Annotated in this window: 12 protein-coding genes; 6 read left to right on the top strand and 6 right to left on the bottom strand. The window is 45.3% G+C overall.

Features of this window, described 5'->3' with window-relative positions; genetic code table 11:
* Both A3756_RS12365 and A3756_RS12360 read right to left on the bottom strand, forming a co-directional pair.
* Positions 1-277, bottom strand: a 277-nt coding sequence (locus tag A3756_RS12365; protein WP_156490442.1) for a nicotinate-nicotinamide nucleotide adenylyltransferase, incomplete at its 3' end; no start/stop codon positions are given.
* Positions 278-317: 40 nt separating this feature from the next.
* Positions 318-1,586: a glutamate-5-semialdehyde dehydrogenase gene (locus tag A3756_RS12360; protein ID WP_068507915.1), complete on the bottom strand. Its 1,269-nt coding sequence runs from the start codon at positions 1,584-1,586 to the stop codon at positions 318-320.
* A 369-nt stretch (positions 1,587-1,955) separates the two neighbouring features.
* On the opposite strand from A3756_RS12360, the gene cysD reads away from it, so the two are divergent.
* The 6 genes from cysD to A3756_RS12330 all read left to right on the top strand — a co-directional run bounded on the left by cysD (position 1,956) and on the right by A3756_RS12330 (position 7,668).
* Positions 1,956-2,864: a sulfate adenylyltransferase subunit CysD gene (cysD, locus tag A3756_RS12355; protein WP_068507917.1), complete on the top strand. Its 909-nt coding sequence runs from the start codon at positions 1,956-1,958 to the stop codon at positions 2,862-2,864.
* 94 nt (positions 2,865-2,958) lie between these two features.
* Entirely contained in the window at positions 2,959-4,596 is a 1,638-nt protein-coding gene (gene cysN, locus A3756_RS12350; RefSeq protein ID WP_068507920.1) for a sulfate adenylyltransferase subunit CysN, read from the top strand.
* A gap of 105 nt (positions 4,597-4,701) precedes the next feature.
* Positions 4,702-5,724, top strand: a complete 1,023-nt coding sequence (locus A3756_RS12345; protein ID WP_068507922.1) for a nucleoid-associated protein — start codon at positions 4,702-4,704, stop codon at positions 5,722-5,724.
* 59 nt (positions 5,725-5,783) lie between these two features.
* Positions 5,784-6,788 carry a rhodanese-related sulfurtransferase gene (locus A3756_RS12340; RefSeq protein WP_068507924.1) on the top strand — a complete coding sequence of 335 codons (1,005 nt, stop codon included), beginning with the start codon at positions 5,784-5,786 and terminating at the stop codon, positions 6,786-6,788.
* 158 nt (positions 6,789-6,946) lie between these two features.
* Positions 6,947-7,261, top strand: coding sequence for a Bor family protein (locus tag A3756_RS12335; RefSeq protein WP_068507927.1), 315 nt, complete (start codon positions 6,947-6,949; stop codon positions 7,259-7,261).
* Entirely contained in the window at positions 7,258-7,668 is a 411-nt protein-coding gene (locus A3756_RS12330; protein WP_068507930.1) for a hypothetical protein, read from the top strand. Before A3756_RS12335 ends, A3756_RS12330 begins: the two co-directional genes overlap by 4 nt.
* Before the next feature lie 15 nt (positions 7,669-7,683).
* On the opposite strand, the gene A3756_RS12325 is transcribed toward A3756_RS12330, so the two are convergent.
* The 4 genes from A3756_RS12325 to A3756_RS12310 are packed head-to-tail and all read right to left on the bottom strand — an operon-like array spanning position 7,684 to position 10,542.
* On the bottom strand, positions 7,684-9,030 hold the full coding sequence (locus A3756_RS12325; protein WP_068507932.1) for an MATE family efflux transporter: 1,347 nt from the start codon (positions 9,028-9,030) through the stop codon (positions 7,684-7,686).
* Positions 9,031-9,071: 41 nt separating this feature from the next.
* Positions 9,072-9,773: a tRNA (guanosine(18)-2'-O)-methyltransferase TrmH gene (trmH, locus tag A3756_RS12320; protein ID WP_068507934.1), complete on the bottom strand. Its 702-nt coding sequence runs from the start codon at positions 9,771-9,773 to the stop codon at positions 9,072-9,074.
* Positions 9,774-9,776: 3 nt separating this feature from the next.
* Positions 9,777-10,169, bottom strand: a complete 393-nt coding sequence (locus A3756_RS12315; RefSeq protein ID WP_068507986.1) for an MAPEG family protein — start codon at positions 10,167-10,169, stop codon at positions 9,777-9,779.
* Between the two features lie 52 nt (positions 10,170-10,221).
* Positions 10,222-10,542, bottom strand: a complete 321-nt coding sequence (locus A3756_RS12310) for a DUF1820 family protein (protein WP_068507936.1) — start codon at positions 10,540-10,542, stop codon at positions 10,222-10,224.
* Positions 10,543-10,600 lie beyond the last annotated feature (58 nt).

Genomic DNA, 10,600 nt, shown 5'->3' with positions numbered 1-10,600 from the left:
GCTCTTGACGCTTCCCGCGAACTGATTCAATGGTATAACTTGGACAACCCCGCCGAATCTCTCGCTCATCAACATTCAAACACGAGTCATGAGCTGTCGCCAGCTTCAACATTTCAAGGCGAGAGTCAGCACTTGCCGACACACTATCCTTATGCACAGCCTGGTAACAAGGCATCAAGTCGACACTGTTGACACCCAGTTCCGAGACAAGCTCGGTGGCCATGCGCAAATGACCAACATGAACCGGGTCGAAAGTACCACCGAAAACAACTTTCACGAAGTTAGACTTCTCATAAGGAATCTAATTAATGCAGGCCTCACTGACGGATATGCCCATCGCCCAGCACCACAAATTTTTCCGAAGTTAAGCCATGCAGACCAACCGGCCCACGCGCGTGAATCTTATCGGTTGAAATGCCGATTTCTGCACCCAAACCATATTCAAAGCCATCAGCAAATCGCGTTGAGGCATTGATCATTACCGAGCTGGAATCGACACTCGCTAGGAATTGACGACCTTTTGTATAGTTCTCGGTAACAATTGAGTCAGTATGGTGCGAACCGAACTCATTGATGTGCGCAATGGCTTCCTGCATACCCTCTACCACCTTAATAGATAATACCGGCGCAAGATATTCTGTCTGCCAATCTTCCAGCGTCGCATCCTTCGCAGCAAAACCCGCATTATTCAAGATTGTGCAAGTTTGCTCACAGCCACGTAGCTCAACCTCTTTTTCTGCATATAAAACTGCTAACTGGGGCAGAACCTCTTCAGCGACAGGCGCATCAACCAAAAGCGTTTCCATCGTATTGCAAGTGCCATAACGATGCGTTTTTGCATTCAATGAAATTGCCTTCGCCTTTTCAATATCCGCATCACGGTCGATAAACACGTGACATATACCGTCCAAGTGCTTAATTACTGTCACCTTAGCGTCTCGACTGATTCTCTCGATCAGACCTTTTCCGCCACGAGGCACGATCACATCGACATATTCTGGCATGGTGATCATTTCACCCACTGCCGCGCGATCTGTCGTTTCAATCACCTGAACAGCCGTTTCAGGCAAGCCAGCTTCAGACAAACCTATTGCGATACAGCTCGCGATGGCCTTGTTTGAATGAATAGCTTCTGAACCGCCACGAAGAATCGTTGCATTACCCGATTTAATACACAGGCTCGCCGCTTCAACCGTTACATTTGGTCTAGACTCATAGATAATCCCAATCACACCAAGCGGCACACGCATCTTGCCAACCTGAATACCGGAAGGCATATACTTGAGATCGTTAATAATTCCAACAGGATCATCAAGCCCTGCTACTTGCTGCAAGCCTTCAATCATGCCATCTATACGCGCTGGCGTAAGCTCCAAACGATCAAGCATCGCATCATCCAAACCATTTTCACGCCCAGCCTCAAGATCCTTTTTATTCTCTTGAATCAACATATCACGCTTGGCATTCAAAGCATCAGCGGTTGCTAATAGAGCTTTGTTTTTTAATCCGGTACTGACTGAAGTCATCTGGCTAGCAGCTTGACGAGCTGCCTCACCCACTTTGACCATATAGGCTTTAACGTCCATCTTCTTCTCTTGGCTTAATTATCAAAAACGCGATTATAGCGTGTTCCTACTGCCGCTCCTAGTACTAGCAATGTAGCACCCCAAAAAGAGCCGCCAAACAGCGAGAAACTAAACACAAGACATCCGTATTTCTTACTGATATCGAGACATCTTAAATAGAACATTATATTCTAAACATCTGATCTTTTAGCATAAGTGAGAATATAAGCGCACTCCACCACCACTCACTAAAGCACCACATCCCTTATTATTTAGCGACAAGCCTGTTATAATTCCGCACCCTTTTGTTAGGTAGCAGCCTATAGAAATAGCAGCTATCCACTTAAACACGATTTTTTCGTTTATTGACCTCTGGTAAGAGTTACATATATGTCGCAATACAATTTGACTCATTTAAAGCAATTGGAAGCTGAAAGCATCCACATCATTCGAGAAGTAGCCGCTGAATTTGATAATCCGGTAATGCTCTATTCTGTCGGTAAAGATTCCGCTGTTATGCTGCACTTGGCTCGCAAAGCTTTTGCACCAGGTAAGCCACCTTTCCCTCTAATGCATGTTGACACTACCTGGAAATTCCAGGAAATGATCAAGTTTCGTGACGAGACCGTTAAAAAGTATGGCTTCGATCTGATCGTGCATATCAACCAGGAAGGCGTTGATCAAGGCATCGGACCTTTTACTCACGGTAGTGCCAAGCACACCGACGTAATGAAAACCCAAGGTCTTAAACAAGCACTGGACAAATATCAGTTTGACGCAGCCTTCGGTGGCGCACGACGTGACGAAGAAAAGTCTCGCGCTAAAGAACGTGTTTACTCTTTCCGTGATGAAAACCACCGCTGGGACCCAAAGAATCAGCGCCCTGAATTATGGAATACTTATAACGGTAAGATTAATAAAGGTGAAAGCATTCGTGTATTCCCTTTATCTAACTGGACAGAACTTGATATCTGGCAGTACATCCACCTGGAAAACATCGATATCGTTCCACTTTATTTCTCAGCGAAGCGACCTGTTGTTGAACGTGACGGCGTCATGATCATGGTTGATGATGAACGTATGCCGATTGAAGAAGGTGAAAAGGTAGAGATGAAGTCGGTACGCTTCCGTACGCTTGGTTGCTACCCGCTAACGGGTGCAGTTGAGTCTGAAGCGACAACCTTGCCCGAAATAATTCAGGAAATGCTACTAACCACCTCCTCTGAAAGACAAGGCCGCGTCATTGATCACGACCAGGCAGGCTCAATGGAGCAGAAGAAGCGCGAAGGTTATTTCTAGGCCAGCATATACGTACAAAGCTGATACATAGCAACCAAGATTATTGCCTCACGCTAAGACCCAGCGCGAGGCAGCAAATAAAGAGATAGTTTACATGTCACACCAGTCAGATCTTATCAGTGAAGATATTAACGAATATCTGAAGCAACACGAACAAAAAGAACTACTACGTCTTCTTACTTGTGGTAGCGTTGACGACGGCAAGAGCACACTTATTGGCCGACTACTTCATGACTCTCAAATGATTTATGAAGATCAACTTGAAGCAATTAAGAAAGACAGCGTTAAGTCCGGCACCAACGAAGGTGAAATCGACCTTGCACTATTAGTTGACGGCCTACAGGCTGAGCGCGAGCAAGGCATCACCATTGATGTTGCTTATCGTTATTTCTCAACTGCTAAACGCAAGTTCATCATCGCCGACACTCCCGGACACGAGCAATATACTCGTAACATGGCAACTGGTGCGTCAACTGCTGACCTGGCAATCATCCTGATCGATGCACGTCACGGTGTATTAACGCAAACCAAACGTCACTCATTTATTGCTTCTTTACTGGGTATTAAGCACGTCATCGTTGCCATCAATAAGATGGATCTGGTTGACTACAGCGAAGAGCGCTTTAATGAAATCAAGAGCGATTACCTTTCATTCTCTGACCAGTTAGATTTGGGCGATATCCAGTTTGCACCACTTTCTGCACTGAAAGGTGTTAACACAATCAGCAATAGCGACAAGACACCTTGGTACAAAGGCAAGCCTCTAATGGAGATGCTTGAGTCAGTCGAAATAGCTAAAGACAAGAATCTGGAAGACTTCCGCCTACCAGTACAATACGTTAACCGCCCTAACCTTAACTTCCGTGGTTTCTGTGGAACGATTGCTTCGGGTATCGTTAAGCCTGGCGATAAAATTACTGCACTTCCTTCGGGTAAAAGCAGTACCGTAAAAGAAGTCGTGACCTTTGAAGGTTCACTGGATGAAGGTTTCGCAGGTCAAGCGGTTACGCTTACCTTGAATGATGAAATCGATATCAGTCGTGGCGATATGATTGTTCAGTCTGACAATCACCCAACGGTAAGTTCTGCGGTAAAAGCACATATCGTTTGGATGTCTGAAGACAAAATTCAGCCAGGCAAGCTTATTGATATTAAACTTGGTTCCAAGCAGGCTTCAGCGTCAATTCAGTCAATTGAGCATTTAATTGACGTTAATACGCTTGAGAAAAAGGATGCCAGCGAACTAGAGCTTAACAGTATTGCATTGTGTACGATCCATGCAAACCAGACACTTGCGTTTGACCCATATGGTGAAAACAAAGCAACGGGCGCCTTCATTATTATCGACCGTCTAACCAACGTAACGGTTGGCGCAGGCATGATCGTTGAAGCCGCTGAAGATACTAGCGCACAGTGGGAACCTGTTAGCGAAGCAGAGCGTGCAGCGCGTTTAGATCACCAGGTAGCCTCGATTATTGCTTGCTCAGGTGAAGCGGGTGATGTACTCGCTCAAGCCGCTGAGCGTAAGCTGTTCAATCAGGGTCGAACTTGCCTGTTGATCACCTCTCACATGGCCGACAACGATGCAGATAAACTCTTGATTGCTAAGGCAGCTAAAGAAGCAGGCTTAATTGCAATTACCTCATTGGAAGGCAGTTCAGATATTGCAGATACCGTACTATCAGCAACATCTGACGTAGATATTCCTGAACAGGTAAAAGGGCTTAGCTAAATTTGATTCACTGAGATACTCATCTCAGTAAGCCTAACCCAAAGACAGGGGCTACGATTTACTTCGTAGCCCCTTATTTCATTGGACACAGAGAGAACTCAATCCATGGCTATTACTTCGCTAGTTTTTCATAAGATTACTCGCTGGCAAGAAGATCAACCTTCAGAAATTCAACTCTGTGAGCAGGCACCTGACGTCACTGCAGATCATGAAGGACTCTTCAGTCAACTTAAAAAAGTCTTTCAATTCAAAGCAGGTAAATTCCACGGTCAATTTGATGAAGACTATAGTAGTGCCCCCTATCAAAACTGGTTGAAAGAGCAACTGGATGGAAAAATCAGCTTCGAGAAGCTAAGCCTTCTCTACATGAATCAACTCAAAGACCTAGTGGATAAAACCAGCGAGAGCTTTGAAGCCACTATCCTTACGGTTCATGAGGAACGTGCAGATGGCCCTCGAGTCTATATCTTTGCGCTGGAAACAAATTCCGGCCTACTCCTAGACTCTGGGCTTAATCTCGATACCGTGGACTACCTCAACACAAATAAAATGGATCTTGCCCTGCGCATCGACCTTGATGACTGGCTTTCAGAAAGCGAAAGTACTGACCCATACCTTTGCTTGGTCCGCGCACGCTCAAAAGCCAAAATAGGTGAAGCATTCACTCAGTCAATCGGTTTCAAGAGCTCTATCGACAGCGCAAAAGAAACTGAAACGCTAATGGAAGTATTAGCAGGCTACACCAAAGAAACCGAACCCAAGCAAGCTGCTCAGCTTCATCAAAAAGCCTATGACTTTTGCGTTGAACAGCAGCAGCTAGGTGAAGCAGTGCCGATTAATGAGCTATCGGGCTTCCTTGATGAAAATGAACCCACCCGCTTTGCTCAATTCGCAGAACAAGAAGCGCAACTAGACACCAGCCAAACCCTGCGCCCAGACACTCGTAAGCTAAAGCATTTGGTCAGAATCTCTGGCAAGGGCAATGGTTTAAGCCTGTCCTTTTCATCAGACCTTATGCAGCAAACAATCTTGTTTGATGAGCAGTCAAATACGCTCACTATTACAGAAATCCCCAAGAGCCTGAAAAAACAGATTCTTGAACACATTAAGGACAAGCAAGAAAACTAGTTCTTAACACTAAACCAAGGCGCCGGATTTACGTTCCGGTCATGCTGATAGGAAATAACATGTCTACCACACCAAACGAGCAAACTTACGTTGTTTGCGCATTATATAAATTTGTCACACTCGAAAATTACAAAGAGATTCAAACCCCTCTTCTTGAATTGATGAAGAGCATCGACGTACGAGGCACCCTACTACTTGCAGAAGAAGGCATCAACGGCACCGTTGCTGGCTCTAGAGCGGGCATAGACAAACTTCTTGAGTGGTTAAAGTCAGACCCACGTTTGAGCGATCTTAGCTATAAGGAGTCTTTCACCCAAGAAGCTCCGTTTGCCCGAACCAAGGTAAAACTGAAAAAAGAAATCGTCACCATGGGCGTTGAAGGCATAAACCCTAAGGAAGTAGTTGGCACCTATGTAAAGCCAAAGGACTGGAACGCACTCATCTCTGACCCTGAAGTTCTACTAGTCGATACGCGAAATGATTATGAGGTCGAAATTGGCACCTTCCAACATGCCTTGAACCCTCGAACCGAAAGCTTTAGAGAGTTCCCTCAGTACGTTGCAGAAAACCTGGATAAGGCAAAGCACAAAAAAGTCGCGATGTTTTGTACGGGCGGTATTCGTTGTGAAAAATCGACAGCTTACCTGAAAGAACAAGGTTTTGAAGACGTTTATCACCTTGAAGGCGGCATCCTTAAATACTTAGAAGAAGTTCCAGCTGAAGAGACCATGTGGGAAGGCGAATGCTTTGTCTTTGATGAACGCGTAGCAGTCAATCACCAACTGGAGAAAGGTCGTTACGATCAATGTAATGCATGTCGTCTTCCAATTACAGAAGAAGATAAATCTAGCGAGCTTTATGTTGAGGGCGTTAGCTGCCCAAGGTGTCACGACATGCACACCGAAGCACAAAAAGCCCGCTTCGCTGAACGACAGAAGCAAATAGAACTCGCTAAGCTGCGCCATGAGAAACACATTGGTGGCGATGTCAGCGAGACGATTGCTCGACGTAAACTTGAAAAGCAAGCAGCAATCAAAGCGCAGCAAGAGAAGTTAAGCAAGTAATACAGTTGGCCTCATTAGCTTATACGGGCGCCTCTTAGCAGGCCTCGTATAACTTTTATCGCAGGTACTTCATTTTTTTGCATACTGGTTCGCCTGAAGTCTCGCAAAACTCGCTATAATTCCCCAGAATAATAGACTGTTTGATACATGGATGCGCAATGAGCAAAATTTCTACCCTCTTTGTCTTATTTCTTGCAATTAGCTTGGGAGGCTGCGCTGCGGTCACCATTACCGAAAGCGGCCCCTCTGACTTCAGATACCGCCCTCATTATGAAGAATCCAAACATTTCTTTTTATGGGGCTTTATCGGCGAGCATCACATTGACGTCACCAAAATTTGTCGCCAACAACCCGTAAAACAAATGCAAAGCAAATACTCGGCAACAGATGTGCTATTTGCCACCTTATCTCTAGGCTTATACCTCCCCAGAACTGCGAAAGTCTGGTGTGAACTGGAGAATGACGATTCATGAAACAGCTAAATAAATTACTAAGTGCCACCCTGCTAGCGACGACAATAGCGATGAGCCAAGGCTGCGCAGTGATCCATTTTGAAAATGGCGAAGTCGTGCCTGACCCCGTACCGTCTCTATTTGACTTCTCATCAGATGTATCCGAAGACGATTTGGATGCCAGCTCAGGCAAGCGCTACCGCAGGTGGTATCACCACAGCATTTATCAGTTCGCTGAATTAAGCAATGCCCTTGAAACAAGTCAGGTTTGTGTCGGCCTTGACTGGAACCAGGTTACTACTGAGGTTACACCAGTAGATGTGGTGGTCGGCTTGCTGGATAACGCATTATTCTACAACGCCTCGGCTATGGGAATTGACCTCTGGTCTCATTGGAGCATTGAATACTCCTGCCGAACGCCTCAATAGTCAGCGAAACAGAAACTAGTGCGACTGCATAGACTTATGTCGTCGCACCTCGCGAAACAGCAAAGCTGAAAGCACGAGCGCACTGACTGCCAGCCCTACTCCCATACCTCCCCACACGCCTACCGCACCATAGGGCTCCAGCAAGAAGTAAGAAATAGGCATACCGACACACCAATAGCTAATAATCGCTGCCAATGTCGGCGAAGCTCCAAGCTTAAAGCCCCTAAGGGCGCCCATACTAATCACCTGCCAAGCGTCAACCACCTGAAAGATTGCAGCAACTAGAAGAATTGAAGCCACTAACTGAACAAATTCCTGGTAATTCTCCGCTAGAAGCTGTTCCTTTTGTACAAACAGCTGCACCAAAGTTTCAGGTGCAAAGATAAATATTATTGCAGCAAAACAAGCGCTTACAAGTGCCAGTACAAAACCTGAACCCACAGCTTGTGGAACCTGCCCAACAGCATTCTGCCCGTATAACTCCCCCACCTTAACTGAAACCGCTTGGGAGATCCCCAGTGGCACCATAAAACTTAAGGTAGCTGCCTGAAGCGCAACATGATGAGCAGCCAGAGCTGTCGCCCCCAACCACCCAATCATGATTGCTGCAGCCGAAAACATTCCCACCTCCATTGCATGGGCCAAAGCGATAGGTAATCCAAGCCTTAGCGTTTCAAGAAATTGCGAAAGAGAAAAGTTTTGCCAGCCCTTCCAAAAAGGAAATCCCTTAAATTCATCGCGTCGATAACTCAAAAACACCAATCCCAGAAACATCGCCCAGGAAATAATACAGGTTCCTAAGGCTATGCCTTCCAGGCCCATTTTTGGAAAACCCAAATAGCCTTCCATCAACACCAGACTAACCGGGTAATTTGAAACGGCTGCTATTAGGCTAATAGGAAGAATAAGCCTTGAATTACCTAAGCCAACAACCAAACTGCGCATCAAGATAAAACCAAATGCTGGCAACAATGCCCATAAAACAAGATCTAAATATGATTGAGCAAAAAAAACCAGCTCAGACAGCTGGCCAAAGAAAAGTAAGACAGGCGAGATATTAACCAAGCCAAAAGCAAAGACGACAAAAAGAATCACCACCAATAAGCTACCAGACAAGACTGCACGGTGGATTTCACTTTGATTACCACTGCCCTTAGCAAAAGCAACCATATTAGCCGTAGCGACTAAAGCACCAATACCAACGATGTAAAAGAATTGATATACAACTGCGCCCAAACCACCACCAGCAAGCACATCAACCCCTAAACGCCCCATCAATAGCGTATCGATCAAACCCATTAAAGCAAATGAGATTTGCCCTATTACCAATGGGCCAGCAAGGCTAAAGATAGCTTTCAACATAGGAGAGAGTCTTGTTCTAGTGAGCTTTTATCGCTCAAAGTTTATTCTGAAGCAGAATCACGCTTAGCTCTGATACTCGCATACCATTGTGAGGGGTTTATTATCTCACCGTCCTCTTCACTAACTTCGGGATATGGAAGTTTGTTCTGGTGGCAATAGCTAGCGACTTTAGGGTGCGCCCAGCGAAAGAAAGTTTCCTGATAGGTTTTACCATCTAAACGAACCTGATCATAAGACCCAGCCAAGGACCGCTGCCTTTGCGCTTCAGCGAGAATAATGGCTGCGGCAACCGATACGTTAAATGACTCCACCATACCAAGCATCGGAATCACAATATGCTGATCCACCTTGGCCGCTGCGATATCACTGACGCCCTTCTTTTCATTACCTAATAGAATCGCGCAAGGCTTAGTATAGTCAACATCCCTATAATCAATTGCGCTATCAGACAGATGCGCAGCATAAACCTTATAGTCCTTTTCATGCAGGGTATCAATCGCCTCTGGCATTGACTCATGTCGAACAATATCCACCCAACGATCACTGCCCATTGCCGTACCACTATAAGGGCGATGCTTATCCCAGGGCCATACCATATTTAGTTCTTGGATACCGACCGCATCGCTGGTTCGAACCAGTGCAGCAATGTTTCTCGGCTTATGAATCTGTTCTGTCAGTAGCGTTAAATCTGGCTGTCTGAGGTCTAACGTGCGCTTTAGTTTTTGGTAACGTTCTGGTGTCATGTCTTATCGAGTGACTAAAATTAGAATATTAACAACGGCCATTGCCAGCAAGCACAACCATGTAAACAAAGTACCGTAAAAACGACCTTTAGTCGGACCATTCTTCTTCGATAAGCCATAAGCATGTGCAATACGAGACAATAGTAGCGTCAGTCCGAACACATGTATAAGCCAGGGTGTTAAGTGGTTTAACTCGAGCATTAGCAGTAAAGCAATCCCTACAGGTATATTCTCTACTGCATTAGCATGCGCTCGCACAGCGCTCTTCATTGCTTTTGAGCCAGTATCATCACCAATGGATATTCCCTCATCTCTACGAAAGGTTGTCACCCGATAAGCTAGAAACACGATAAGGATCACTAACAATGAAGCATATAATGGACTAATAAATAACATGGTCATTCTCCTGGCTTTTTATTCTGATAATAAGTAACGCGGGCAGAAGGATCTACGACTTGTCTGGTCGCCCACCCGAAGGAAAACTGGCAACAGAACTGCGGCTTCCAGAGATCTTGGGCGTGCCTTCTTGCTCAACCTCATCAATTCTGACGATCGCATTCATTGGAATATAAGTTCGTTTAACACCAGTAAACTCGTTCTTCAAACGCTCCTCACTAGGATCTACAAGCAATTGACTCTTTTCACCAAAAAGAAGCTGCTCCACCTCAATGAAGCCGTATAGTTCCGAGGGATATACATGAGAAGCGTAAATCTCGTAGATATCTTCATTATTATAAAAAATAACTTTGTAGGTTTTTTTAAGGCTCATAAGGACAAGTAGTACCGAAGCGTTTTAAGGACGCGCTATCATAACAGAGAGCAGTAAA

The organism is Oleiphilus sp. HI0086 (assembly GCF_001635225.1).
Note: the sequence above shows the minus strand (reverse complement) of the source record. Positions and strands in the feature narration are given on the sequence as shown.